Source organism: Kribbella pratensis (assembly GCF_004365355.1).
In the GTDB taxonomy this organism is placed as follows: domain Bacteria; phylum Actinomycetota; class Actinomycetes; order Propionibacteriales; family Kribbellaceae; genus Kribbella.
In genome coordinates this window covers 1,660,942-1,685,479 of sequence record NZ_SODP01000001.1, presented here as the reverse complement: position 1 = coordinate 1,685,479, position 24,538 = coordinate 1,660,942, and the positions used below count along the sequence as shown (strand labels likewise).

The 24,538-nt window shown below is 68.9% G+C and carries 24 protein-coding genes; 10 read left to right on the top strand and 14 right to left on the bottom strand.

Going from position 1 to position 24,538, the window contains the following annotated elements; genetic code table 11:
* The first annotated feature begins 67 nt into the window (after positions 1-67).
* Positions 68-2,194: an elongation factor G-like protein EF-G2 gene (locus tag EV653_RS07920; protein ID WP_134099464.1), complete on the top strand. Its 2,127-nt coding sequence runs from the start codon at positions 68-70 to the stop codon at positions 2,192-2,194.
* Position 2,195: 1 nt separating this feature from the next.
* Here the strand turns inward: EV653_RS07920 and EV653_RS07915 are convergent, their stop codons facing one another.
* Genes EV653_RS07915 through EV653_RS07905 form a run of 3 tightly spaced genes read right to left on the bottom strand, consistent with a single transcriptional unit; the run spans position 2,196 to position 4,749 of the window.
* A complete protein-coding gene (locus EV653_RS07915) occupies positions 2,196-3,446 on the bottom strand; it encodes a tetratricopeptide repeat protein (RefSeq protein ID WP_134099461.1) in 1,251 nt (416 codons plus the stop codon).
* Entirely contained in the window at positions 3,443-4,318 is an 876-nt protein-coding gene (locus tag EV653_RS07910) for a tetratricopeptide repeat protein (RefSeq protein WP_134099458.1), read from the bottom strand. The genes EV653_RS07915 and EV653_RS07910 overlap by 4 nt, the downstream gene beginning before the upstream one ends.
* Positions 4,315-4,749, bottom strand: coding sequence for a hypothetical protein (locus EV653_RS07905; protein WP_202871503.1), 435 nt, complete (start codon positions 4,747-4,749; stop codon positions 4,315-4,317). The genes EV653_RS07910 and EV653_RS07905 overlap by 4 nt, the downstream gene beginning before the upstream one ends.
* 63 nt (positions 4,750-4,812) lie before the next feature.
* Between EV653_RS07905 and EV653_RS07900 the strand changes: the two genes are divergently transcribed.
* A complete protein-coding gene (locus EV653_RS07900; RefSeq protein ID WP_134099455.1) occupies positions 4,813-5,217 on the top strand; it encodes an HIT family protein in 405 nt (134 codons plus the stop codon).
* On the opposite strand, the gene EV653_RS07895 is transcribed toward EV653_RS07900, so the two are convergent.
* Positions 5,210-6,352 (bottom strand): epoxide hydrolase family protein, encoded by a 1,143-nt coding sequence (locus EV653_RS07895; RefSeq protein ID WP_134099452.1) that lies wholly within the window; start codon positions 6,350-6,352, stop codon positions 5,210-5,212. The genes EV653_RS07900 and EV653_RS07895 overlap by 8 nt on opposite strands.
* 62 nt (positions 6,353-6,414) lie before the next feature.
* On the opposite strand from EV653_RS07895, the gene EV653_RS07890 reads away from it, so the two are divergent.
* Positions 6,415-7,377, top strand: coding sequence for a helix-turn-helix transcriptional regulator (locus EV653_RS07890; RefSeq protein ID WP_134099449.1), 963 nt, complete (start codon positions 6,415-6,417; stop codon positions 7,375-7,377).
* Here the strand turns inward: EV653_RS07890 and EV653_RS07885 are convergent.
* Genes EV653_RS07885 through pgsA form a run of 3 tightly spaced genes read right to left on the bottom strand, consistent with a single transcriptional unit; the run spans position 7,353 to position 9,998 of the window.
* On the bottom strand, positions 7,353-8,453 hold the full coding sequence (locus tag EV653_RS07885; RefSeq protein WP_134099446.1) for a glycosyltransferase family 4 protein: 1,101 nt from the start codon (positions 8,451-8,453) through the stop codon (positions 7,353-7,355). The genes EV653_RS07890 and EV653_RS07885 overlap by 25 nt on opposite strands.
* A 10-nt stretch (positions 8,454-8,463) precedes the next feature.
* A complete protein-coding gene (locus tag EV653_RS07880; protein WP_134099443.1) occupies positions 8,464-9,333 on the bottom strand; it encodes a phosphatidylinositol mannoside acyltransferase in 870 nt (289 codons plus the stop codon).
* A gap of 2 nt (positions 9,334-9,335) precedes the next feature.
* Positions 9,336-9,998 (bottom strand): phosphatidylinositol phosphate synthase, encoded by a 663-nt coding sequence (gene pgsA / locus EV653_RS07875; protein ID WP_134099440.1) that lies wholly within the window; start codon positions 9,996-9,998, stop codon positions 9,336-9,338.
* A 108-nt stretch (positions 9,999-10,106) separates the two neighbouring features.
* Between pgsA and EV653_RS07870 the strand changes: the two genes are divergently transcribed.
* Together EV653_RS07870 and EV653_RS07865 are read left to right on the top strand one after the other, a co-directional pair.
* Positions 10,107-11,048 carry a hypothetical protein gene (locus EV653_RS07870; protein WP_238159621.1) on the top strand — a complete coding sequence of 314 codons (942 nt, stop codon included), beginning with the start codon at positions 10,107-10,109 and terminating at the stop codon, positions 11,046-11,048.
* Between the two features lie 70 nt (positions 11,049-11,118).
* A complete protein-coding gene (locus tag EV653_RS07865; protein ID WP_134099437.1) occupies positions 11,119-12,039 on the top strand; it encodes a hypothetical protein in 921 nt (306 codons plus the stop codon).
* Here EV653_RS07865 and EV653_RS07860 read toward each other — a convergent pair.
* Positions 12,036-12,608, bottom strand: coding sequence for an HIT family protein (locus tag EV653_RS07860; protein ID WP_134099434.1), 573 nt, complete (start codon positions 12,606-12,608; stop codon positions 12,036-12,038). The two genes, EV653_RS07865 and EV653_RS07860, sit on opposite strands and share 4 nt — an antisense overlap.
* Entirely contained in the window at positions 12,605-14,626 is a 2,022-nt protein-coding gene (thrS, locus tag EV653_RS07855; protein ID WP_134099431.1) for a threonine--tRNA ligase, read from the bottom strand. The genes EV653_RS07860 and thrS overlap by 4 nt, the downstream gene beginning before the upstream one ends.
* Positions 14,627-14,804: 178 nt before the next feature.
* Between thrS and EV653_RS07850 the strand changes: the two genes are divergently transcribed.
* From EV653_RS07850 to EV653_RS07840, 3 genes are read left to right on the top strand one after another with little or no spacing between them, the layout of a single operon-like run.
* Positions 14,805-15,716, top strand: coding sequence for an ATP-binding cassette domain-containing protein (locus EV653_RS07850; RefSeq protein ID WP_134099428.1), 912 nt, complete (start codon positions 14,805-14,807; stop codon positions 15,714-15,716).
* Positions 15,713-16,360 carry a DedA family protein gene (locus tag EV653_RS07845; protein WP_134099425.1) on the top strand — a complete coding sequence of 216 codons (648 nt, stop codon included), beginning with the start codon at positions 15,713-15,715 and terminating at the stop codon, positions 16,358-16,360. Before EV653_RS07850 ends, EV653_RS07845 begins: the two co-directional genes overlap by 4 nt.
* Entirely contained in the window at positions 16,357-17,100 is a 744-nt protein-coding gene (locus EV653_RS07840; protein WP_134099422.1) for an ABC transporter permease, read from the top strand. The genes EV653_RS07845 and EV653_RS07840 overlap by 4 nt, the downstream gene beginning before the upstream one ends.
* Here the strand turns inward: EV653_RS07840 and EV653_RS07835 are convergent.
* On the bottom strand, positions 17,059-17,721 hold the full coding sequence (locus tag EV653_RS07835) for an FMN-dependent NADH-azoreductase (RefSeq protein WP_134099417.1): 663 nt from the start codon (positions 17,719-17,721) through the stop codon (positions 17,059-17,061). The two genes, EV653_RS07840 and EV653_RS07835, sit on opposite strands and share 42 nt — an antisense overlap.
* Before the next feature lie 65 nt (positions 17,722-17,786).
* On the opposite strand from EV653_RS07835, the gene EV653_RS07830 reads away from it, so the two are divergent.
* On the top strand, positions 17,787-18,653 hold the full coding sequence (locus EV653_RS07830; protein ID WP_134099414.1) for a sigma-70 family RNA polymerase sigma factor: 867 nt from the start codon (positions 17,787-17,789) through the stop codon (positions 18,651-18,653).
* Here the strand turns inward: EV653_RS07830 and EV653_RS07825 are convergent.
* From EV653_RS07825 to EV653_RS07810, 4 genes are all read right to left on the bottom strand, one after another.
* Positions 18,637-20,199, bottom strand: a complete 1,563-nt coding sequence (locus EV653_RS07825) for a MinD/ParA family ATP-binding protein (RefSeq protein WP_134099411.1) — start codon at positions 20,197-20,199, stop codon at positions 18,637-18,639. The two genes, EV653_RS07830 and EV653_RS07825, sit on opposite strands and share 17 nt — an antisense overlap.
* Positions 20,200-20,388: 189 nt before the next feature.
* A complete protein-coding gene (locus EV653_RS07820) occupies positions 20,389-21,054 on the bottom strand; it encodes a response regulator (RefSeq protein WP_134099408.1) in 666 nt (221 codons plus the stop codon).
* Positions 21,051-22,607, bottom strand: a complete 1,557-nt coding sequence (locus EV653_RS07815) for a sensor histidine kinase (RefSeq protein ID WP_134099406.1) — start codon at positions 22,605-22,607, stop codon at positions 21,051-21,053. The genes EV653_RS07820 and EV653_RS07815 overlap by 4 nt, the downstream gene beginning before the upstream one ends.
* A gap of 34 nt (positions 22,608-22,641) precedes the next feature.
* Positions 22,642-23,724, bottom strand: a complete 1,083-nt coding sequence (locus tag EV653_RS07810) for a GntR family transcriptional regulator (protein WP_134099403.1) — start codon at positions 23,722-23,724, stop codon at positions 22,642-22,644.
* Between the two features lie 79 nt (positions 23,725-23,803).
* Here EV653_RS07810 and EV653_RS07805 point away from each other — a divergent pair, with 79 nt between their 5' ends.
* Positions 23,804-24,526: an SDR family NAD(P)-dependent oxidoreductase gene (locus EV653_RS07805; protein ID WP_134099400.1), complete on the top strand. Its 723-nt coding sequence runs from the start codon at positions 23,804-23,806 to the stop codon at positions 24,524-24,526.
* The last annotated feature ends 12 nt before the right edge of the window (positions 24,527-24,538 follow it).

Sequence of the window (24,538 nt, the reverse complement as noted above, 5' to 3'; positions counted from 1 at the left end):
CCGCGACCTGAAGACTCTTGTGCGAAGTGTCTGTTAGGGGAATCGTGGGTGGACCAGGAGGAACGTCATGGCAGACAAGACGAATGCTTCCCAAGGCACCGGAGCCGCGCCCGCTGTGGACAGTCCGGCCGCCATCCGCAATGTGGTCCTGGTCGGCCCGTCGGGCTCCGGCAAGACCACCCTCGTCGAGGCCCTGCTGGTGGCCTCCGGAGTCCTGAACAGACCCGGCACCGTCCTGGACGGAACCACGGTGTGCGACTTCGACGACGCCGAGCTCCGGCAGCAGCGCTCGGTGGGCCTGTCGCTCGCCTCGCTGCCGCACGACGGCGTCAAGGTCAACCTGATCGACACCCCTGGGTACGCCGATTTCGTCGGCGAGCTGCGCGCCGGCCTCCGCGCTGCGGACTGCGCGCTGTTCGTCGTCTCGGCCAGTGAGGGCGTCGACGAGCCGACCAAGGCGGTCTGGCAGGAGTGTGCCCAGGTCGGGATGCCGCGGGCGGTGGTGATCACCAAGCTCGACCACGCCCGGGCGAACTACCAGAACGCGCTCGCCACCGCGCAGGCCGCGTTCGGCGACAAGGTCCTCCCGCTCTACCTGCCCGCTGGTGACGGGCTGATCGGGCTGCTCTCCCAGACGTACTACGGGTATTCCGAAGGCAAACGTTCGACCTCCGCGCCGGATGCGGCGTACGCCGACGAGATCGAGGAACTCCGCGGCACGCTGATCGAGGGCATCATCGAGGAGTCCGAGGACGAGTCGCTGATGGACCGCTACCTCGGCGGCGAGGAGATCGACCAGAAGGTGCTGATCGAGGACCTCGAGCGGGCAGTCGCCCGCGGGTCGTTCTTCCCGGTCATCCCGGTCTGCAGCGCCTCCGGCATCGGCACGTTCGAGCTGCTCGAGGTGATCACCAGCGGGTTCCCGTCGCCGCCCGAGCACACCATCCCGGACGTCTTCAACCCGCACGGTGTCGCCCGCAAGGGGCTGACCTGCGACCCGGACGGTCCGCTGCTCGCCGAGGTGGTGAAGACGACGTCGGACCCCTACGTCGGCAGGGTCAGCCTGGTGCGGGTGTTCTCCGGCACCATCAGGCCCGACACGACGGTTCACGTGTCGGGCCATTTCACGTCGTTCTTCGGTGAGCACAACTCGCACGAGGACCACGACGAGGACGAGCGGATCGGCGCGCTGTCGTTCCCGCTCGGCAAGACCCAGCGCCCGGCGGGTCAGGTGGTCGCCGGTGACATCTGCGCGATCGGCCGGCTGACCCGGGCGGAAACCGGTGACACGCTGTCCGACAAGGCGGATCCACTGCTCCTGAAGCCGTGGAACATGCCCGAGCCGCTGCTGCCGATCGCCGTCCAGGCACACGCCAAGACCGACGAGGACAAGCTCGGCGTCGGGTTGCAGCGGCTGGCGGCCGAGGATCCGACGCTGCGGATCGAGCAGAATCCGGAGACCCACCAGATCGTGCTGTGGTGCATGGGCGAGGCGCACTCCGACGTCGTGCTCGACGCTCTGTCCAGCCGGTACGGCGTGACCGTCGACACGGTCGAGTTGCGGGTGCCGCTGCGGGAGACCTTCGGCGGGAAGGCGAAGGGCCACGGGCGGCATGTGAAGCAATCCGGCGGCCACGGGCAGTACGCGGTCTGCGACATCGAGGTGGAGCCGCTGCCGGAGGGATCGAACTTCGAGTTCGTCGACAAGGTGGTCGGCGGGGCGGTGCCCCGGCAGTTCATCCCGAGCGTCGAGAAGGGTGTCCGGGCCCAGATGGAGAAAGGCGTGTCGGCGGGGTATCCGATGGTGAACATCCGGGTCACGCTGCTGGACGGGAAGGCGCACAGCGTCGACTCGTCGGACATGGCGTTCCAGATGGCCGGCGGGCTCGCGCTGCGCGAGGCGGCGGCCGCTACGCACGTCAGCCTGCTCGAGCCGGTCGACCTGGTCTCGGTGCTGGTGCCGGACGACCTGGTCGGCGCGGTGATGAGCGACCTGTCCGGGCGGCGCGGGCGGCTGCTCGGCACGGACAAGGTCGGCGACGACAAGACGCTGGTCAAGGCCGAAGTACCGCAGGTTGAGATCACTCGCTACACGATCGATCTCCGGTCCTTGTCCCACGGCGCGGCCACCTTCAGCCGTCAGTTCTCCCGTTACGAGGCGATGCCGGAAGCGGTCGCGGCCAAACTGAAATGAGTTAAGGCTTGAGGCGGCGGCGTACGTCGCGGGATTTGAGGTACGCCGCCACATCGTCGTATCGCTCGCTCTGGTTGGCGAACTCGATGTACGAGCGGACGCGGTGCAGCCAGTCGAGCGTCGACGGCTTCACCGCGGCCAGCGCCTCGGTGAGATGACGCATGTCCAACGGCGGCTCGCCACCGCTGGTGAGCGCCTCGTCGATGACCTTGTCCACACCGCGCTCGATCAGCGCCCGCAGATCCGCGCCGCTGAACATCGGCGTCTGCGCGGCGAGCGCCTTCACATCGAGGCCGTCGGCCGGCACGTCTTTCGTCAGCACGGTCAGGATGTCCGCGCGGGCCGGCTCGTCCGGCGGCGGTACGAAGATCACCCGGTCGAAGCGGCCCGGCCGGAGCATCGCCTCGTCGACGTCCCACGGCGCGTTCGTCGCGGCGAGCACGAGCAGGCCGTCGTTCTCGGAGCCGATCGCGTCGAGCTCCTGCAGCAGTACGTCGACCAGCCGCCGCGCCTCGGATCCGCCGTGCTTGTGCCGCGCGAACGCCAGCGCGTCCAGCTCGTCGAGGAACAGCACGCACGGTCCGTTGGCGCGGGCGCGCTCGAAGGCAGCGTGCAGATTGCGCTCGGACACCCCGAGGTACGGGTCCATCACGTCCTCGATCCGGACGTTGATGAACGGCAGACCGCACTCCCCGGCCGTCGCCCGTGCGAGCAGCGTCTTTCCGCAGCCGGGCGGGCCGTAGAGCATGACGCCGCCGCCGGACTTGCGTCCGTACTTCTCGTACAGCTCCGGGCGGCTCAGCGGGAGGATCACCATCCGGTGGATCACCCGCTTGATCTCGTCCATCCCGCCGACCTGGTCGAAGGTGGTCGTCTCCTTCGCCGCCTCGGTGCTCAGCGAATCCGCCTCCGCCTCGGGACCGACCTTGATTCGTACGCCGCTGCGCTCGGCGATCATGCCGTCGACGAGCTGCTGCAGCCGACCTGTCCCCTCGACGACACCTTGCTGTCGGGCCGCTTCGAGCAGGTTCCGCAGCAGGGCGAGCCGTCCGTTCGCCGCGGCCAGCTCACCCACCGGCACGAACTGGTCGTCGGGAAGGCCTTGCTGGTCAAGCAGTACGACGTACTGGTCGAGCGCCTCCTCGTGCTCGCCCGCCGTGGCCAGCGACTCGGCGAGAAGCAGCCGAAGCATGACGTCCTCCGGGCTCGCCTCGACGGCTTTCCGCAGCGCGTCGATCCGGTTGTTACTCATGAACCCCATCTCCTGTTGATCCAGCGGCGGACCAGCGGTGGGACCACCCATGAGTACACGCAGAACGCCAGCCAGATCATGGCGAACGCGAACGACACAGGCGCGAGACCGACGGCTCGGAGGCCGTAGATGATCGCGACAACACAGATCCAAACGACCAGCGGATTCACCCGGGAGAACGGGCGCAGCGGAAGCATCAGCGGATGGTTGATCAGCTTCGCCTGGCGGGCCGCCGCGCGCAGGTCGGCGTCACCGGGTTGGGACGCGGCCGCGGACGCGAGTGAGGTGTAACCGGAGCGCGAGTCGCCGGTCAGCATGGAGGCCGTGCCGTGCAAGGCCCGCGCGTTCGGGTCCTCGGGGTCGTGCGCCAGCGCCTCGGTGCTGTGGCGATGCATGTCGCGGTCCTTCCCGAGCGCGAACGCCACCTGCGCACGAGCCGCCGACACCGCCGCGCTCTCCGGCGCGTGGGACGCGGCGCGCTCGACCAGTGCGCCGGCCTTGTCGGCTTGGCCGGCAGTCAGGCAGACCCGCGCGTAGCCGAGCAGGAGATCGGGATCGTTGGGGTCGAGGCTCAAACCCTGGAGGAACGCGGCCTCGGCCTCGGGCAGCCGCCCCTCGGAGCGCAGGGCCGAGCCGAGCACGTGGAGCAACGCCGGGAACGGGCCGTGCTGCGACAGGCCGTCACGCAGTACGTCGACAGCCTCGGCGTTCCGGTCGAGAGCGTGCAGAGCGGCGCCGCGGAAGAGGTACGCGCGGTAGTCGAGGGCTGTCTCGCCGGTCAGGCCCTGGAGCTCGTCCAGAGTGCGCTGCGGATGGCCGATCCGGAGCCAATGCGCCGCCATCTGCAGACGCGCTTCGCTCGGTTCGTTCATCGGATCACCGTCACCAGGAGCAGGATCAGACCCTCCGTCACAGCCCCGCCGATCGTGAGCCCGATCCCCACGGCCCAGAGCGAGCCGTAGTCCGTACCGCGGAGCTGGAACGCGCGGTCCATCGGGCGTTGCAGCCGGAGCTGGACCATGAAGCACAGCACTGCCACCACGCGTGAGCTGACCTGCAGGCTCTCGCCGTCGAGCAGGACGAACAGGGCGACAACCGCGATCAGGCCGACGAGTCCGGTCAGCAGGATCAGCCGGCGTTTGGCCACATCGACACCGAGCCGGCGCGAGTTCAGGAAGGCAACCGCCGTCGACGCGATCACGCCGCCGAAGAAGGCGACGTACGCCTGGGACATCAGCCGCCACGGGCGCACGGACATGTCCACACCCGCGCCGATCGTCGGGCGCAGAAGTTCGTCCGGCATCGGGCTCCTCGGGTGGACAGGCTCCGCACCATGTGATGCTCGCGCAGTGTATAGCCTGTGCCGATGAGCGAGAACTGCATCTTCTGCGGGATCGTGGCCGGAACCATCCCGTCGACCCAGGTGGCGTCCGACGACCGCGCGATCGCGTTCATGGACATCAACCCGGCGACCCGCGGCCACCTGCTGGTGATCCCCCGGACGCACTCCACCGACCTGCGTGAGGCGTCCGCCGAGGACCTCACGGCTGCGACCCTGCTCGCCCAGTCGCTGGTCGCCCGGGTGATCGAGCGTCTCGACGCCGACGGTGCGAACCTGCTCAGCTGCATCGGCGCGGACGCGTGGCAGTCGGTGTTCCACACCCACCTGCACGTGATCCCCCGCTACAAGGACGACCCCCTCCAGCTCCCCTGGCACCCGACGTCAGGAGACCTGGAAGAGATCAACGCGACCGCCGCGAAGCTCAGCTGAGCGTTCCGAAGAACTCGCGGAGATCCTGCACCAGCAGGTCCGGGGCGTCCTGGGTCGCCCAGTGGCTGCCGCGGTCGAACTCGTGCCAGGACACGATGTTTGCGTGGTCCCGCTCGGCGAACCGCCGCAGCGGCCGGAAGTCGAACGCGAAGCTGGCCAGCCCGGTCGGCGTGGTCGTCGGTTCCTTCGGGTGATCGGCGTGCTTGTCCTCGAAGTAGAACCGCGCCGAGGATGCGCCGGTGTTGGTCAGCCAGTAGATGGTCGCGTTGGTCAGTACATGCTCGTCGCTGCAATTGCTGAGCAGCTGAGCGATCCACGCCAGCTGACCGGTCGGCGAGTCGGCCAGGGCATGCGCCACGTTCTGGGGCGCCTGCTCCTGCAGCTTCGCGTAGGCGCCCAGGTTCTCGTTGAAGTACTGCAGGAACTGCAGATAGCCCTGCTCCTCGTCGGTCAGGTTCTCGAGCTCCGCCGGGTCGCCGCTGGGGAACGAGAACAGCTGCGTCACGTGTACGCCGATGACGTTGTCCGGATCGATCCGCCCGACCTCCGGCGACACGTACGAACCGCCGTCGTTGCCGTGAGCGCCGTACCGCTCGTAGCCGAGGCGGCGCATCAGCTCGGCCCAGGCGGCCGCCACGCGATACCTGTTCCAGCCGCGGTCCCGGGTGTGACCGGAGAAGCCGAAGCCGGGGACGGTCGGGATGACCAGGTGGAACGCCTGCTCGCCGTTCCTCGGGCTGGTCAGCGGCTCGATCAGGTCGAGGTACTCCAGCGAGGTGTTCGGCCATCCGTGGGTGAGGATGAGCGGGATCGCGTCCGGCGCGGCCGACCGCACGTGGAAGAAGTGCACGTTCTGCCCGTCGATCTCGGTGACGTACTGCGGGTAGGAGTTGAGCCGCTCCTCCCACTTCCGCCAGTCGTACGACGTCAACCACTGGTCGGCGAGCCGCTTCACGTAGGACAGCGGGACGCCGTACTCCCACTCGGGCGGCAGCGGTCCGGTCTGGACTGCGCCGGTGTGGTCGAGCTCGAGCTCGTCGGCCCAACGGGTGCGAGCCAGGCGGTCGTGCAGATCGTCGAGGTCGGCCTGAGGAATGTCGATGCGGAAGGGGCGGATCTCGGTGTTGTTGGTCATGGCATCACGCTAGAAGTCCATTAGGCGGGTTTGCTTCCTAATGGTCTGGGAGACTTTCGGACATGATCGAGACGTCGACCCGGCTCCTGAAGCTGCTGACATTGCTGCAGTCGCCCCGCGACTGGACCGGCGCCGAGCTCGCCGAGAAGCTGCAGGTGAGTCCGCGGACCGTCCGCACCGACGTCGAGCGACTGCGGTCGCTCGGCTACCCGGTCGACGCCACGCGCGGTTCGGTCGGCGGCTACCGGCTCGGAGCCGGCGCGGCCCTGCCGCCGTTGCTCCTGGACGACGACGAGGCCGTAGCCGTCGTGATCGGGCTACGGAAGGCAGCGGGCATCGCAGGCGTCGAGGAGATGTCGCTGCGGGCGCTGACCAAGCTGGAGCAGGTCCTCCCCTCACGGCTGCGCCGGCGGGTCAACACGCTGGCCAGCTACACGGTGCAGGTGCCTGCGGATGTCGCCGGTCCGGTGGTTGATCCGGAGCTGCTGAGTCAGTTGGCGGCTCTGTGCAGGGATCGGGAGCAGTTGCGGTTCGATTACCTCTCCCACGACGGCTCAGCCACACTCCGGCGGATAGAGCCGCACCGGCTGGTGAACTGGGGTCGGCGTTGGTACCTGGTCGGTTTTGACCGCGAGAAGGATGACTGGCGGACGTTTCGGGTGGACCGGATACAGCCGCGCATTCCGACCGGTCCGCGGTTCGCAGCACGCGAGCTGCCCGAGGGCGGTGATGTGTCGGCCTACGTGTCGCGTGGCGTCTCACGCGCCGCCTGGCGGTACACGGCATCGGTGGAGGTCGCCGTACCGGCGTCTGTTCTCGCTGAGCAACTGAGCGCAGCCGTGGGTGCGGTCGAGCCGATCGACGCGCAGCGGTCCTTGTTGCGGACCGGTGCTGACAGCGTGCAGACGCTCGCGGTCCACCTCAGCCTGCTCGATGCGGACTTCGTGGTCCGTGACGGGCCACCCGAACTGACGGCGTACCTCCGTCGGCTTGCGGATCGCTATCGGCGGGCGACCAGCTCATAGACGGACAGCAGCTCCGGGAGCAGGACCGACCAGTCGTACTGCGGTACGGCGACGAGGCCCGCGGAGCGGAGGCGTTCGCGGTCGTCGGGCCGGCGAAGCAAGCGCAGAACGCGGGCAGCGAGCTCGGCGGAATTGCCCGGCTCGAACAGCTCCCCCAGACGGCCGCCGTCCAAGACCTGATGGAACGCGGGCAGATCGCTCGCCACCACCGGTGCACCGGCGGCCATCGCCTCGAGCAGGACGATGCCGAAGGACTCGCCGCCGAGGTGGGGCGCGACGTACAGATCCGAGCCGGCGAGCATGTCGGCGCGGGCCTCGTCGTCGATCGCGCCGAGAAACAGAACGTTCTCCCGGTAGCGCGGCGGCAACGAGCGACGGGCCTCGTCTGCCTGTCCCGAGCCTGCGACGAGCACCCTCAGATGCGGGCGTTCGGCGAGCAGCAGCGGTACGGCGTCCAGCAGTACGCCGAGACCCTTGCGCGGCTCGTCCAACCGGCCGAGGAAGCTGATCGTGCCGTCCTGGCCCATCCACTCCGGACGCGGGCTGCCCTTGAACCGGGCGGTGTAGAGGCCGTTCGGGATGACGACGGCCTCACCGCCGATGTGCTGGACCATCATCGAGCGGGCGTTCTCGGACACCGCGATCCGGGCGTCGATCTTCTCCAGCGCCGGGCGGAGCAGGCTCGACGCGACGCTCATCGCGCGCGAGCGGACCTGCCAGGTGTGGAACGTCGCGACGAACGGCCCATCAGCCGACCAGAGCGCGATGATCGATGCGCTCGGCGTGGTCGGCTCGTGCACATGGACCACGTCGAAGTCCCCGTCGGCGAGCCAGCCCTTCACGCGAGCCGCCGTCCGCGGGCCGAACGTCACCCGCGCAACGGATCCGTTGTACGGCACGCCGACAGCGCGACCCGACGAGACGACGTACGGCGGAACCTTGTCGAAGTCGTCGACCGGTGCCAGGACCGAGATCTCGTGGCCGAGGGCGAGCAGCGCATCGGCGAGATCACGGACATGGTTCTGCACTCCGCCGGGCGTGCCCAGCGAGTACGGGCACACCACGCCGATCCTCACGGAACGATTCTCACCCCTCGAGGAAAATCCTCTGCAGCATGTGCCAATCCTGCGGGTGCGCTGCGATGCCGATCGCGAACGCGTCGGCGCAGCGCTGGGTCATCGCGGCCGCGCCGCCGTCGGGCTCGATCGCGTCGTGGAACGTGATGACGAGGTCCGGGCCGTCGTAGTGAAGCGTCGCCGGGATGAGTGGCGCGCCGGTCTTCAGACTCAGCGCGGCCGGGCCGACGGGCATCCGCGACGGACGGCCGAAGAACGTGACCGGGATACCGCGTTCGGAGAGGTCCCGATCGGCGACCAGGCAGACGAAGCCGCCGGCCCGGAGCCGGTCCGCGAGTACGGCGGTCACGTCGTCCTCACCGCCGGTCAGCGGAAGGACCTCCATGCCGAGCTTCTTGCGGTACTCGATGAAGCGGTCGAACAACGATTCCGGCTTGAGACGTTCGGCGACGGTCGAGACCGGCATCCCCGTCAGGCCGGCCCAGGCGCCGGCGTGGTCGTAGTTCGCGAGGTGCGGGAGCGCGCAGATCACGCCGCGTCCGGCTGCGTGCGCGTCGCGGAGCAGCTTCTCGTTGACTGTGCGGACGCTGTTCACGATCTCCTCGTCCGACCACTCCGGCAGCCGGAACGTCTCCTGCCAGTAGCGCAGGTACGAACGCATTCCAGCCAGAACGAGCGCGTCCAGCTCGGCCTCGGTTGCCTCCGGGCGTACGACGGCCAGGTTGCCGCGCAAGCGCCGTACGCCTCGGCCGTTGCGGCGGACCGTGCGGTCGGCGGCCTGCTGGAACAGCCACGAGACGGTGCGTTCGGGGAGGCGTCGTACGAGGGTCCAGGCGAGCGCGAAGGCCGCGTCGACCGCCCGCTGCTTGAGACCCTCCATCGTCAGTCGTTCTTCGGCTCCGCCGGCGGCGGGGTGTCCAGGCCCGCGTTCGCCGGGTCGGCCAGGACCTGCTTACGCACCGAGAGCGAGCGCTGGACGACGGTGATCGTGCTCGCCGCGGCGACGTACCAGATGACGATCTCCAGCAGGATCGGCAGGTTGAACACATCGGAGAAGAACGCCAGGATCAGCGTGAACACGAGCCGGTCGGCGCGCTCGGCCAGGCCGCCGCTCGCCTTCAGACCGAGGCTCTCCGCCTTCGCCCGGGCGTACGACGTGACCGCGCCCATCACCAGGGCCCACAGCGTCACCGCGGCCATCAGCGTCGAGTTGCCCTCGTGCGAGTTGGCGTAGTACATCACCAGGCCGCCGTAGATCGCGCCGTCGGCGATCCGGTCCAGCGTCGAGTCGAGGAACGAGCCCCACTTCGACGACGTACCCGACGTCCGGGCCATGTAGCCGTCGATCAGGTCGGAGAACACGAAACAGGTGATGACCACCACGCCGAGCCACAGCTGGCCGCGCGGGAAGAAGATCAGCGCCCCGGCGGACACACCGATAGTGCCCACCAGCGTGACCATGTCGGCGGTCACGCCGAGCTTGAGCAGGAGGGTGGCGATCGGCGTGATCACCTTGGTCCAGAACTGCCGGAATCTGTTAAGCATGGCGACGCGATCGTAGTCCAGACGGACCACTGTCCGGTGACATGCCACCCGATTCCACCTGCATGAGAGGTGAATCCGCGCGATGCTGGACGCTAGGAGGTGGGTGGGATGCGTCTGCTGGCCGGCGTGCTCGTTGTGCTCGTGGCCAGCGGCTGTACGGTCGCCCAGCGCGCCAACGACTCGCGACCGCCTGTCGTTCCTCCGACCGCGGTCGTGCCGACCGTCATCGCGCCCCAGCAACCCGAGGGCCTGGACGGTACGGCGGGAGCGCCCGGACCCCAGGTCTGTACGGCGATCACGCGCACGCTGGCCGCCAAGCTCCGGGTCCCGGTCACCGCGAAGCCGAACGCCTGGAACGACGGCGGCCTCCCCGCGATGGACCTGTGCACGCTGCTGCTCGAGGACCGGGCCGTGACGGTCGGCGTGAGCGCTCTGCCCAGTCAGCCCGACACACTCAGCCGCCTGATGGACGGGGCCGGCGCGCTCGAGGCATTGCCGGAGCTCGGACCGGACGCGTTCATCGCCGACTCGCGGCTGGTCTTCCACGTGGGCGACCGGGCCGTGCGGATCACGCCGGCGGGTGGGATCGATCGCAGCAACGCGGACGGGATCGACCGGGCGAAGGCGGTTGCGATCGCGCTGGCCGTGCGGGCCGCCGTACCGAAGAATCGTCGTCCGGCCCGGCAGTCGGACGAGACGTGTCAGCTGTCGACTCCGCAGGCGGAGCAGTTCGTCCGGCTGCAGGTTCAGCTGCGGCGCGACTATCGGGTGAAGGGCGCGTTGACGTGCATCTGGGGGACGTTCGACGCGACCGTGTCGATCGTCGAGGCCTTCGACCAGGCCGCGATCCCGGAGTCGCAGCGGGTGCCGCCGCCTCGTTTCGCGCCGATCGGCCAGCCCGGGTACTACCTTCCCGAGGCCGGCGAACTCGTGTTCCGGCAAGGCCGCCGCGTGGTCCGCGTCTCCGCGCTGACGAGCCCGCCCCGCGAGGTCACGCTCGACGCTCTGACCACCATCGTCGATCCGATGCTGCCGCTGTTCCTGCGTTGAAAGATGGCTGAAAACTTTCCGGTCCAGTCCAGCGTCTCACCACCATCAATCACCATTGGGGGTGGAGTTCATGATCAAGTGGACCGGGTACGGCGTTCTGACCGCCGGAGCTCTCGTCGCCGCGATGCTGGGGACCGGGACGGCGGCAGCACAGCCGAGCAGCACGCCGAGTGAGTGCCTGCTGAATCTCGGCTCGGTGACCGCCGGCGGGGATCACCGGATGCAGACCATCCAGGCCGAAGGCGCGCTGGTCGACGACCGGATCGTTGCCAAGGACCTCTATCCGGACGGACAGGTCAGGCTGAGCGCGACGGTTCGGTACGGCGCTGCCGAAGTCGGTGGCATGGCTCATCGGGGCCCGGTCATCATGGGTTCGACGATGTACGACACCAGCTACATCACGGCGAACGGCGGCGGAGGGGTAACGCAGAAGCAGGTCACGCGGGTCGGACCCGGCTGGCAGGTCTACCGCAGTCTCGACAGCTCGACGTACGTCACTGCCACTTACCAGCGTGAGACCGAGTACTCGCTGCGCACCGACGGCACGCTCTATCGCCGCAACGTGACATACAAGAACGGCGTGCCGAGCCGGCAGGTCACCGGGTGGCAGTCCGGCTACCGGGGTGTGAAGGCGATGACGCTGATCAGCCAAACGGCGACGTACGACACGTTCCTGATGACGCTGACGTCGGGCAAGCTCTACACGGCGCGCCTGCCGTTGGCGGGCGGGCAGATCATCCCGGGTGTGGTGAAGCAGGTGCGGGGCTCGACCTGGCAGGGGTTCGAATCGCTGGTAGCGGCGGCGTGCGGGAACGGGGTCCTGCTGCTCGGCATCGACAAGGACACCAAGTCCGCCTACCTGTATTCGGTGGGGCACGCGAACGGGACTGCCACCACGATCAGAATGATCCGCAAGGTGCCGGGAACCATCGGCGACCCGGTCTACTTCCACTGGCAGCTCTTCAGCGGCGAGCGGCTGGCCGGCGACTAGGGCCAGGATTTGGCGAGTAGAGCTCTGGTGTCAGCCAGGAGCTGTGGGAGGACCTTGGTGCCGGCGATCACGGGCATGAAGTTCATGTCGCCTGCCCATCTCGGGACAACGTGCTGGTGCAGGTGCGCGGCGATGCCTGCACCGGCGATGTCGCCCTGGTTCATACCGATGTTGAAGCCCTGTGCGCCCGACACCGTGCGGACTGCCTGCATCGCCTGGCGCGTCAGCTCGGCGACGTCGGTGACCTCGGCGGCAGTCAGCTCGGTGTAGTCGGCCACGTGCCGGTAGGGCACGACCATCAAGTGACCCGGGTTGTACGGGTACAGGTTGAGGACGGCGTAGGCCGCGTCGCCGCGGTGCACGATCAGCGCGTCCGTGTCGGGCAGACCGGGCAACCGGCAGAACGGGCAGCCCGAGCCGGCCTCGGAGCTGACCGGCTTGTTCTCGCCCTCGATGTAGGCCATCCGGTGCGGCGTCCACAGCCGCATGAACTCGTCAGGCTCCCCGACCCCGTCCTGCCGCACCAGCTCCTCCGGCTGGTACGGCGAGTCCGGGTGGTCCCTTGTCATACTTGGACGCGCTTCTTGACGGCCTCGACGATCTCGGTCACCGCGTCCGCGATCGGCACGCCGTTCTTCTGCTCGCCGTTGCGGTACCGGAACGACACCGAGCCGGCCGCCATGTCGTCGTCGCCGGCGATCAGCATGTACGGCACCTTGGACTTCTGCGCGTTGCGGATCTTCTTCTGCATCCGGTCGTCGGACGCGTCGACCTCGACCCGGATGCCCTGCGCCTTCAACTGCTTTGCGACCTCGAACAGGTAGTCGACATGCCCGTCGGTGATCGGGATGCCGATGACCTGGACCGGGGCGAGCCACGGAGGGAAGGCGCCCGCGTAGTGCTCGGTCAGCACCGCGACGAACCGCTCGATCGAGCCGAACAGCGCCCGGTGGATCATCACCGGCCGTTGCCGCGAGCCGTCCGGCGCGGTGTACTCGAGCTCGAACCGCTCGGGCAGGTTGAAGTCCAGCTGGATCGTCGACATCTGCCAGGTCCGGCCGATCGCGTCCTTGGCCTGGACCGAGATCTTCGGGCCGTAGAACGCCGCGCCGCCCGGATCCGGGACCAGCTCGAGACCGGAGCCCTCGGCAACTTCCCGCAGCGTCGCGGTGGCCTCTTCCCAGACCTCGTCGGAGCCGACGAACTTGTCCGGGTTCTTGGTGGAGAGCTCGAGGTAGAAGTCGTCCAGGCCGTAGTCGGCGAGCAGGCCGAGCACGAAGGTCAGCAGGTTGCGCAGCTCGTCGCGCATCTGCTCACGGGTGCAGTAGATGTGCGCGTCGTCCTGGGTGAAGCCGCGGGCGCGGGTCATGCCGTGCACGACACCGGACTTCTCCAGCCGGTACACCGTGCCGAACTCGAACAGCCGCAGCGGCAGCTCGCGGTACGACCGGCCGCGGGCCGCGAAGATCAGGTTGTGCATCGGGCAGTTCATCGGCTTCAGGTAGTAGTCCTGGCCCTGCTTGCGGATCTGCCCGTCCGCGCCACGCTCCTCGTCCAGGTGCATGGGCGGATACATGCCGTCGGCGTACCAGTCGAGGTGGCCCGAGGTCTCGAACAGCTGCCCCTTGGTGATGTGCGGCGAGTAGACGAACTCGTAGTCGTCCTCGACGTGCCGCTGGCGGGAGTAGTCCTCCATCACCTTCCGCAGGACGCCGCCCTTGGGGTGGAACACCGCGAGCCCCGAGCCGATCTCGTCCGGGAAGCTGAACAGGTCGAGCTCCGTGCCGAGCTTGCGGTGGTCGCGCTTGGCGGCCTCCTCCAGCCGGTTCAGGTAGGCCTTCAGCTCGTCGCGGGACTCCCACGCCGTGCCGTAGATGCGCTGGAGCTGCGGGTTCTTCTCGCTGCCCCGCCAGTACGCCGCCGCGGTCCGCATCAGCTTGAAGTTGCCGAGGTATCCCGTGGCCGGGACGTGCGGGCCGCGGCACAGGTCCTTCCACGCGACGCTGTCGTCGCGCTGGACGTTGTCGTAGATCGTCAGCTCGCCGCCGCCGACCTCGACACTCGCGCCCTCGGCCGCGTCGGCCGCCGAGCCCTTGATGCCGATCAGCTCGAGCTTGTACGGCTCGGAGGCGAGCTCTTCGCGGGCGTCGTCGTCGCTGACCACCCGGCGGCTGAACCGCTGCCGCTCCTTGATGATCTGCTGCATCTTCTTCTCGAGCTTGGTCAGGTCTTCCGGCGTGAACGGCGTCGGCACGTCGAAGTCGTAGTAGAACCCGTTCTCCACCGGCGGGCCGATGCCGAGCTTGGCCTCCGGGAACAGGTCCTGCACCGCCTGCGCGAGCACGTGCGCGGTCGAGTGCCGGATGATCGCGCGGCCGTCCTCGGAGGCTGCCTTGACCGGCTCGATCTCGTCGCCGTCGGCGACGACCCGGGACAGGTCGCGCAGCTCACCGTTGACGCGGGCGGCGATGGCGGAGCGGTCCTGGCCGAAGATCTCGGCGAACAGCTCCCCGATCGTCGTCGTCTCGGTCACACTCCGCTCAGCCTCGCCCTCGACGCCGACCAGATGGACCTTGACTTCCGACACAGTGCACTCCTTGGTTGCGGGTTCCCGGCCGATTGCCGGTCACGCCACAGATGGTATCGACATCGCGACGCCGACCCGACGGCGTATCCACAGGCCCGCCGTACCTGACGAAAGTCGGGGGTCGGGCCAGCCGTTGGTGCGATGTGCCGGGGGTGCCCGGATTCGTAGTTTCGACAGCGTGATCACCCTTGAAGGACTCACCAAGACCTACGGCGCCACCCGCGCCGTGGACTCGCTCGACCTCACCGTCTCGCCCGGCCGGGTGACCGGCTTCCTCGGCCCGAACGGCGCCGGCAAGTCGACCACGATGCGGATGATCCTCGGCCTCGACGCCCCGACCGACGGCGTCGCGCTCGTGGACGGCCGCCCGTACGCCGACTGGCCGTCGCCGCTGACCAAGATCGGCGCCCTGCTCGACGCCAAGGCGCTGCACCCGCGGCGGACCGCGCGGAACCACCTGATCGCGATGGCGCACAGCAACGGCATCCCGGTCAGCCGGGTCGACGCCGTGTTGTCGATCGTCGGCCTGGATCCGGTCACCCGGAAGCGGGCCGGGCAGTTCTCGCTCGGCATGGGTCAGCGCCTCGGGATCGCCGGCGCGCTGCTCGGGGATCCCGAGGTGCTGATGTTCGACGAGCCGGTCAACGGCCTTGACCCGGACGGCGTCCGCTGGGTGCGTGAGCTGATGCGTTCGCTCGCAGCCGAGGGCCGGACGGTCTTCGTCTCCAGTCACTTGATGAGCGAGATGCAGCTGACCGCCGACCAGCTGGTCGTGATCGGGCGCGGCCGGCTGATCGCCGACGCACCGGTCGCGGAGGTGATCGCGGGCTCGTCTCGCAGTACGGTCGCCGTCCGCGTCCCCGATCTCCGGCAGCACGCAGTACTGCGGGAGCGGCTGACGGCCGAGGCGGAGCGGGTGGACTCCGTCGACGAACGGCTGATCGTGACCGGTCTACCGGTGGAGCGGGTCGGTGATCTCGCGCACGAGCTCGGCGTACGGCTGCATGAGCTGCACACCGAGCATGCGTCGCTCGAGGAGGCCTACATGGAGCTGACAGCCGACAGCGTGGAGTACGGGGTGGCATCGTGAGCGACGCGATCCTCCACTTCGCCGACGAGCTGATGTCCTCGTGGTGGATCTACCTGGCGCTGTGGGGCTTCGCGGCGCTGGACGGCTTCTTCCCGGCGATCCCGAGCGAGACGCTGGTCGTCACCGCCGGTGTGTTCGCCGCGTCGACCGGTGAGCCCAACCTGTACGCCGTGATCGTGGTCGCGGCGCTCGGTGCGTTCATCGGCGACCACCTCTCGTACGCCCTCGGCCGCGGCGCCGGTGGGCGGCTACTCGACCGGGTCAAGCCGGGGACCAAGAGGCACACCGCCGTCCAATGGGCCCGGCGCTCGCTGGAGGAGCGCGGCGGTCTGGTCCTGGTCGTCGCTCGCTACGTGCCCGGCGGCCGTACTGCGGTCACGCTGACCATGGGCTCCGTCCGCTTCCCGCTCCGGAGCTTCACGCCGTTCGCCGCGCTCGCCGCGGTCAGTTGGGGCGCGTACTGCACGTTGGTGGGCTTCATCGGCGGTAAGGCCTTCGAGGACAACCCGCTCAAGGGCGTCGTCCTCGGCATCGGCCTCGCACTCCTGGTCACGCTGGTCGTCGAACTGGTCCGCCATCGGCTGCGCAAGCGCAAGCCTCAAGCTCAAGTAGACCCTCAACCCGTGGAAGCAGGCAGGCGATGAACGCGGTCCGGTCGGAGTGGACGAAGCTGTGGACGGTTCGGTCGAGCTGGCTGAACATCGTGGGGGCCGTCTTGCTGACAGCGCTGCTCGGTGTGCAGTACGGGTTCAGCCTCGCGTACGACAACTCCCATCGCGCGTACGCCGAGTCGCAGCCGGTCGGCGAGTTCGGCGCCTCGGTGATCCTGATCGTGCAGGTGGTCGTTGCCGCCTTCGCACTGCTGAGCGTGACATCGGAGTACGCCACCGGCAGCATCCGCTCGACCCTGCAGTGGACTCCGGTACGCCGGAACGTCGTGCTGGCGAAAGCCGCCGTATTGGCACCGGTCCTGTTCTGCTACGGACTAGTGGTGGCCGCGATCGCTTCCGTCACAGGAGGTCTGGCCGCGGGCTCCTGGGCTGAGTGGGACGCGGGCGGTCTCGTCGTCGACCTGCTGTCGGTCGGCTTCTATGCGACCGTGGCCGGCTTGTTCGTCGCCGGGATCGCCTGGGTGGTCCGCAGTACGGCGGGCACGCTGACCGTTGCCTTCCTGCTGCTCCTGGTCGTCCCGCTCATGCTCAGCCAGAGCTCACTCCGCGCGCTGGTCTGGGTCGTTGCGCTGCTGCCCGGTGGTGCCGGCCAGAACTATCTGACCGGCACCACAGACCCGCTCTCCCCCACCCTGAGCGCGATCGTCCTGGTCCTCTGGGCCTTGGGCGGTCTAGCGCTCGGCAGTCGCGTGCTGACCCGTCGCGATGCTTGAGATCGCGTCCGCCAGGGATTGCTCCGCCAACGGACGCAGGTGCGCGAGGCGCGGGACCAGCCCGGCCAGACTGAGCTCTGCCGTGATGAACCGGATGTTGTCGTCTCGGACGCCGTAGTTGGTGAAGTACGCGCGCAGGTAGGGCACCTCGTAGTCCCAGCCCTCCCGCCGCGTCCCTGGACCGTAGGCACCGCCGCGGCTGGTGATCACCACTACCTCGGTGTCTCCCAGTGCCAGCACGCCCGGAAAGGTGATGCGGTCGATCCAGGCCTTGAGCGCGGCGGGCAGCGAGAAGTTGTACAGCGGCGCTCCGATCAGGATCGTGCTGCTCGCCAGCACCTCGGTGATCAGCGGCTCGGTCAGTGCCCAGGCATCAGCTTCGGCGGCGTTCTCGACCAGGGCGCCGACCAGCTCGAGCGGCACCACGCCCTCCCGCTCGGAACGCCGGCCGAGCTGACAGTACGCCGTGTCGATGGGCGGCACCGGGTCCGCGGCGAGGTCGCGGTACCGGTACTCGGTCGAGTCGTGGTCGGACCGCCAGCGGTCCGCGAACAGTCTGGTCAGCCTCCTGGTCACCGACTCGTCGGAGCGATTGGCACTGGAATCCAGATGCAACAGCATGGTCACCTTCGTCGTCTCGTGGTCGTCAGACTGGGTGACGGCGGGTAGCGCGGAAAGGTGACCAGGTGGACGAGCTGACCGAGGCCTTCGAAGCCGAGCGCAGCAAGCTGGAAGCGGTCGCGTACCGCCTGCTGGGCTCGCACAGTGAGGCCGAGGACGCGGTGCAGGAGGCCTGGATCCGGCTCGACCGCACGGACGGCATCGACAATCTGGGCGGCTGGCTCCGCACGGTGGGGACGCGGATCTGCCTGGACATGCTGCGTGGTCGCAAAGCCCCGCCGGAGGATCCCGACGAGCTGGAGCAGGTGCCGACGGTACGGCGTACGCCGGAGGACGAGGCCCTGGTCGCGGACTCGGTCAGCCGGGCGCTGCTCGTCGTACTGGACACGCTCGAGCCGGCCGAGCGGATCGCGTTCGTGCTGCACGACATGTTCGCCGTACCGTTCGCGCAGATCGCCCCTATCGTCGAGCGGAACCCGGTCACCACGAAGAAGCTGGCCAGCCGGGCACGCCAGAAGGTCCAGGGCACGCCGTCGGTCCCCGCAGCCGAGTTGGCCCGGCAGCGTCGCGTGGTCTCCGCGTTCCTCGAAGCAGCCCGCGCAGGCGATCTCCACGCGATCCTGGCGGTGCTGGACCCGGACGTCATCCGGCGGGTCGACGCCACGGTGCTGTCTCCCGGCATGTCCGCCGAGCTACGCGGCGCGCGGGCAGTCGCGGAAGGCACGGCGGCGCTGGCCGCACGTTCCCAGCTGGCCGAGCTCGCGCTGGTGAACGGCGAGGTCGGCGTGGTGCTCGCCCCTCACGGCAAGCTACTGCTCGCCATCACCTTCACCTTTGCCGGCGAGGCGGACCGGATCACGTCGTACGACGTGGTTGGCGATCCGGACCGCCTCAGCCGGTTGAGTCTTGCGGTGCTCAGCGCGGAGCGTTGAGGGCGATCGTCACCTGCTCGGACACCCGGGCGGCCAGCTCCAACGCAGCGCGCCGGGTGGCGGGCTGCAGCGCGGAGTGGTCGAGCGGGCCCTCGGCGGCGATGTGCATGTCCATCGGGATGTCGACGACGGCGGCAGCGCGCGACTCGAAGTACGGCCGGAGCTGCTTCTCGACCTCCTTGTTGACGTCACCCGGACCGTTCGACACCGCGATCACCGCGCGGCGGATCAGCCGCTGCGCCTCGGGGCCCTGGTTGTCGAGCTCCTCGAGCATCTGCACGGCGGCCGCGCAGGACAGGCTCTTCCACTTGATCGGGATCACGAGGGCGTCGGCCGCCTTCATCGCCTCACGCCAGTTGCTGGAGCCCTCGTTGTTCCCGGTGTCGATCACGAGCACCTTGTAGAACCGGCTCAGCAAGCGGTGGATCAGATCGAAGTCGTTCGCCTCGATCTGGGCGTACGTCGTGGTCGCCGACGTCAGCACGTCGTACTGACCCGACACCTGGTGCCGCAGGTACGCCGCGACGTCACCGAGCCGGGCATCCGGCTGGGTCAGCATCGGCATCGCCTGCAGCATGTCCGTCACGGTGGACCGGGAGTTCGTGTCGTGGGTGCGCAGGTGCATGTTGCCGCGCAGCTCGTTGTTGTCCCACGCGACGACACCGCCGCCACGGGCCTGGCCGAGCGCACCCGACAGCAGCAGTGTGGTCGGCGTCTTGCCGGAGCCGCCCTTCGGGTTGGCCACAACGATCGTCACCGGACGCCGGAAAGCTGTCGCAGCGGTCGCCCGCGCGATCCGCTCGGACCGCTCGGCGCTGCCCGGACGAAGCTTCAGCATGCTGCGGACACCACGCTCGGCCGGAGCCTCCCGCGGCAACGGCAGAGCCTGGATCAGGTCGTCGGTGCGGAAGGAGAGGTTCTGCGGCTGGGGCTGCTGGCCGGGGATGCCCTGCGGGAAGAAGTGCTGCGCCGCCGGGGACAGCGGCTGACCGCCCTGACCACGCTGCGGTCCGCCCTGGCCGGGTTGACCGGGCTGACCCGCCTGGGGCTGGCCGGGCTGGCCGGGCTGGGGCTGGCCGACGGGGCCCTGCTCCGGGCCGAGTCCGCTACCCGAGCCGTGGAACGAGGAACCGCCGAAGACCGGGCTGTTCGGGGCCGCCGGAGTCTGGTCCGGGTGCTCAGCTGCCGACTCGGACGCGTCGGCCGGCTGCGGCTCGACCGGCTCCTCGTCGAAGTCCTCCGGCTGCGTCCACGACGCTGCGGCGGACTCGGCCACCGGCTGGGTCCAGGACGGCGCCGGCGGGGTGGCCTGCGGCTGGGTCCACGGCGCGGGCTGGTCGACCGGCTGGCCGGCGGCCGGCGTCGACCAGGAGTCGGCTGGGAACTCCTTGGACAGAGCGGGCTGCTGCTCGTCCTTCTCCTCGGCCGGCTCGGTGTCGTTAGGGTCCGGCTGGGTCCAGGAGGGGGTCGGCTGCCACATTCTCCGGACCTCGGCCGCCGCCGCTTCCCGGTCCTTGTGCTGTCCGGAGTTGTGCGAGTCGGTCACGACCTGGATCCCCGATTCTGTGAAGGGGGCGGGTGGCCCCTGGAGGGCTTGCTGGGTTGTCCGGAGGGTGAGGGCTCCGGGAGGCACCACTATCCCATGACCGGGTGTCCTCACCACGTCACCACCCGGAGCGTTCCGTGACCAGTATCCCGAGTGGCGAGGGGCATGCATCGGCCTGACGCGAAGAGGTCAGGAGGTGACCAGTCCGGCCTCGTGGGCGACGATCGCGGCCTGGACCCGGTTCTTCACGCCGAGCCGCACCAGTACGGCGCTGACGTAGGCCTTCACGGTCCCCTCGACCAGGTAAAGGCGGGCCGCGATCTCGGCGTTCGAGAGCCCCGCACCGACCAGTCCGAGCACGTCCAGCTCTCGCGGGCTCAGTACGGCGACCTGCTCCTTCGCGGCAGCCGCCCGCGCCATCGCGCCGCCTCCCGATCCGGCGCTCAGCTCGGCGATTACCCGCTGCGCCACCTTGGGCGACAGGTAGGCGGCGCCGTCGGCCACCGCCTTCAGTCCGGCGATGAGCTCGCGGGGGTCTCCTGACTTGAGCAGGAAGCCGCTCGCGCCGTCACCCAGCGCACGGGCGATGTACGCGTCCTCCGAGAACGTGGTGAGGATGACGACCGCGGTCTCCGGCACAGCCTTCCGGATCTCGGCGCCCGCAGCGAGGCCGTCCATCCGCGGCATCCGGATGTCCAGTACGGCGACGTCCGGCCGATGCCGGCGTACCGCTTCGACGGCCTCGACACCATCGGCTGCCTCGGCAACTACTTCGATCTCGTCGTCGGTGCCGAGAATCGCTCGGACTCCGGCCCGCACCATGGCCTCGTCGTCGGCGAGCATCACCCTGATCATCCGTTCCCCTCCGGAGTTGGTGCGACGGATCCGCTCGCCACGACCGCTTTGGCGACCAGTGCGCCGTCGGCGAAGCAGAGGCGGTACACGTAGTTGCTGGAGAAGGGGGCGGCCGGACGGTAGTACCGGCAGCTCCAGCCGGCCGGTGGGCTGTATCCCTCCGACGGCGCATCGATCATCTGCATCCGTGGCAGCACCTTCGCTACGTCTGCCTCGGACTGCCCGACGCTGAGTTGGTCGTACTGCGCGGGTCGCAGGATCGCGCTGTAGCCCGCGACGAGGTAGTAGCCAAGGGCCACCGCACCTACTACTGCACCGAGCAGCAGCGGTGCGGCGATGGCAGTGATCAGCCCGCGCTGTGCACTCCGTCGTACCGTGGCTCGCTCTACTGCGGCTGTCGGGGGTTCAGGACGACCGCCGGCTCGAGGCATTGTCGCTCTGACTGCGAAGCCGCCAGCTGGTCGCGGACCAGCTGCCAGTGAGCCGCCAGCGAGGCGGACCCGCTCTCGCAGGCCGTCCAGTCCTCGTCCGCCCGATGGCGCAGCCACCGGCCTGGCAGCTCCGGTGTCGACGACCTCCACGCGTACGTCGTCGTCTTCGGTGGACACGTTGACTGTCACGGATGCGCCGGGTGCGTGTTTGCTCGCGTTCGTCAGCGACTCCTGGACCACGCGGTGCACTGCACGGTCCACCATCGGCGACAGCTCACCGTCGAGGTCCCCGGTCAGCCGGACTGACAGTCCGGAGGCTGCGGCACGCTCTACCATCGCCCGCACGGTTTCGTCGTGCGGCATCGTCGGTGCGTCCTGATCACGCAGTACGCCGACGATCTCGCCGAGCCGTTCGGTCGCGGTGGCTGCCGACTCCCGCAACTCCCCCGCCGCCCGCCGGTGTGCGTCGGGCAGCGACGGGTCGAGCTCGAGCGCTGCAGCGCGCAGTGCGATCAGGCTGAGCTCGTGGCCGACCGAATCGTGCATGTCCTCGGCGATCCGCGACCGCTCACGCAGCCGCTCCTGGTCGATCTCCATCTGCTGTTCGCGCTCGATCCGCTCGGCCCGCTCCCAGCCAGCCGTGGCCAGCAGCGCTTGCTGAGCGCGGTACCGCCCGATCAGCCAGGGCAGTACGACGAGCAGCAGAGCGAGCAGGAGCATCAACAGCCACGTCAGAACGGCTTCGGTCGCCTGCGCACCCCGGCGTACGGTCAGAGCGAGAATCAGCATGCCCAGCAGCGACCAGCTGCACAGCAAGACGAAGTGCTTGAGCTGCGTCTCGCGCCGACCGGCCAGGTAGCTCAGCAGGCTGATCGCCGGTACCAGTGCGATCTGCACGCCGTTCGTCGTACCAAGGGCGAGGGCCAGGATGACGATCTCCGCCCAGGCCACTGCGGCCAGGGCTGCCAGCGGCCATCTGCGCCGGCCGTGGATAGCAAACGCCAGTACTGCGATGCACGCTGCTCGGAACCAGTACGGATCGTGGCGTGCGCCGCTTTCGGCGAGCACGAGGAAGCTGAACGCGGCCCACAGACCCACGTCCCCCAGGCGCCGCCACTTCATGCGGTAGACGCTACACAGTCGCGAGAAGGTCGCCCTACTGCCGAAAGTCAGGTGCTGCCTCGACAATCTCGAACGGGACCAGCGAGAGGTTCGGCACCGCCTCCCCGCGGAGCTGGGCGAGCAGGAGGTCGACGGCACGACGCCCCATCTCGGTCTGGTTCTGCCGGATGTGCAGGTACGGCGGTCCGCCGATGGAGTCGCCGGGCGAGTCGAAACACGCGACGACCCGGTCGCCGAGGACCCGGTCGACCATGCGGGCCAGGTTGTACTCACACGCGAAGTACGCCGTCACCTGGGGCATGCGGTCGCGGAACGCACGGATGACGTCCAGGTCCGCCCGCACGCTTTCGGTGGTCGTCGAGCCCGGCAAGGTGCTGCGGAGGTCGGTCAGCTCGTACGCGTGGCCGCGACCTGTAAAGGCTGCGCGAAAGCCTTCCAGACGGTCCTCAATGGAGGATGTGTTCACCGGCGGTGGCGAGACGAAGGCGATGTGTTCATGGCCCTGGTCCAGCAGGCGGGTGGTTAGTGCGCGGGCAGCCGCCACATTGTCCGTGTGTACGGCGGCTACCGGGATTCCGGCCAGGTGCCGGTCGACAAGGACCACTGGGAACCCGTCCAGGACCTGCCGGAGCAGACTGGCGTTGTAGAAGTCGCCGTGCACCGGGAACACGATCAGGCCGTCCACAGTGGCTACGAGCGAGTCGACCGCCTTCTCCTCGTCGGACTGGCGCCCGTGGGTTCGCCGTACGACCAGGTGGGCGTTGTACTCCGCACAGCGCTCCTCGATCGCGTTGAGCAGGTCCAGCCCGTACGCCTCGGACATGTCCGGGACGATGAGCGCGATCGAGCGGGCCTCCCGCCGTGGCGTCGGACGGAGCGGGATGGTCAGGTCGGTGAGGTCCGGCAGCCGGCGTACGACGAAGGTGCCCTTGCCGCGGATGCGCTCCACCAGACCGGCCTCACGCAGTACCTCAAGGGCGCGCTTGGAGGTGATCCGGCTGACCCCGAACTGGGCCGCCAGCTCCATCTCCGACGGCACCCGGTCCCCCGGCCGGAGGGCGCCGCGCCGGAGTTGCTCCAGGACGTGAGCGCAGATCCGCTCGTACAGCAGTGCCACCTGCGTGTCCCCTCGCCCGTTGTCTGGTTGACATATCCAATCATCCCGGACTGTCGGTGGCCGGTGGCAGTCTTCGGGCATGGACATCACCGGAAAGGTCGCAATAGTTACCGGAGCCGCGGTCGGCATCGGCCGCGCGATCGCTCGACGCCTCGCCGCGGCGGGCGCGTCGGTGGTGGTCGCTGACATCGACGCTTCTGGCGGCGAGCGGACGGCAGAGCTGATCGGACCGTCCGCGCGATTCGTGCAGGTGGACATGCGGGACGACGACGCGGTCGGCGAGCTGATGGCATGCCAACCGCAGATCCTGGTCAACAACGCCGGCGGTGGCGCTGTGCTCAGACCGTGCTTCCCGGAGGTGTCGGTCGAGCGGTGGACCGATTCGCTGCTGGTGAATCTCAGGGCGCCGATGCTGACGACTCAGCTGGCCCTACCAGGGATGCGGGCGGCCGGTGGCGGCGCGGTGGTGAACGTCGGATCGACTGCTGGGTTGGGATTCGGGCCGCACGTGTCACCGGAGTACAGCGCGGCCAAGGCGGCTCTGATCCGGCTGACGGCGACACTGGCGCCGCTCGACGGAGTGCGGGTCAACTGCGTCGTGCCGGACTGGGTGGCGACCGAACGCGGCGTGCGCGAGCGCGAGGCGCTCCCCGCATCGGAGCGCGGACCGGCCTTGGTTCCGCTCGAGGCAGTGACCGACGGAGTGGTCCGCTTCGTCGAGGACGAGACCCTTGCCGGCCGCGTCCTCTTGCTGAACCGCGCCGCCGATCCAGAATTACTAGCGGCGACCCCCTCCGACTGACAACATGCGCCC

Bases quoted from the DNA above. Each gene is read 5' to 3' on its own strand.
- EV653_RS07835 (WP_134099417.1), bottom strand. From the start codon at position 17,721: ATGCTGTTGCATCTGGATTCCAGTGCCAATCGCTCCGACGAGTCGGTG.
- EV653_RS07890 (WP_134099449.1), top strand. From the start codon at position 6,415: ATGATCGAGACGTCGACCCGGCTCCTGAAGCTGCTGACATTGCTGCAG.
- EV653_RS07815 (WP_134099406.1), bottom strand. From the start codon at position 22,607: ATGAAGTGGCGGCGCCTGGGGGACGTGGGTCTGTGGGCCGCGTTCAGC.
- EV653_RS07820 (WP_134099408.1), bottom strand. From the start codon at position 21,054: ATGATCAGGGTGATGCTCGCCGACGACGAGGCCATGGTGCGGGCCGGA.
- EV653_RS07910 (WP_134099458.1), bottom strand. From the start codon at position 4,318: ATGAACGAACCGAGCGAAGCGCGTCTGCAGATGGCGGCGCATTGGCTC.
- EV653_RS07880 (WP_134099443.1), bottom strand. From the start codon at position 9,333: ATGGAGGGTCTCAAGCAGCGGGCGGTCGACGCGGCCTTCGCGCTCGCC.
- EV653_RS07900 (WP_134099455.1), top strand. From the start codon at position 4,813: ATGAGCGAGAACTGCATCTTCTGCGGGATCGTGGCCGGAACCATCCCG.
- EV653_RS07840 (WP_134099422.1), top strand. From the start codon at position 16,357: ATGAACGCGGTCCGGTCGGAGTGGACGAAGCTGTGGACGGTTCGGTCG.
- EV653_RS07915 (WP_134099461.1), bottom strand. From the start codon at position 3,446: ATGAGTAACAACCGGATCGACGCGCTGCGGAAAGCCGTCGAGGCGAGC.
- EV653_RS07870 (WP_238159621.1), top strand. From the start codon at position 10,107: ATGCGTCTGCTGGCCGGCGTGCTCGTTGTGCTCGTGGCCAGCGGCTGT.
- EV653_RS07805 (WP_134099400.1), top strand. From the start codon at position 23,804: ATGGACATCACCGGAAAGGTCGCAATAGTTACCGGAGCCGCGGTCGGC.
- EV653_RS07895 (WP_134099452.1), bottom strand. From the start codon at position 6,352: ATGACCAACAACACCGAGATCCGCCCCTTCCGCATCGACATTCCTCAG.
- EV653_RS07920 (WP_134099464.1), top strand. From the start codon at position 68: ATGGCAGACAAGACGAATGCTTCCCAAGGCACCGGAGCCGCGCCCGCT.
- EV653_RS07905 (WP_202871503.1), bottom strand. From the start codon at position 4,749: ATGCCGGACGAACTTCTGCGCCCGACGATCGGCGCGGGTGTGGACATG.
- EV653_RS07865 (WP_134099437.1), top strand. From the start codon at position 11,119: ATGATCAAGTGGACCGGGTACGGCGTTCTGACCGCCGGAGCTCTCGTC.
- EV653_RS07860 (WP_134099434.1), bottom strand. From the start codon at position 12,608: ATGACAAGGGACCACCCGGACTCGCCGTACCAGCCGGAGGAGCTGGTG.
- pgsA (WP_134099440.1), bottom strand. From the start codon at position 9,998: ATGCTTAACAGATTCCGGCAGTTCTGGACCAAGGTGATCACGCCGATC.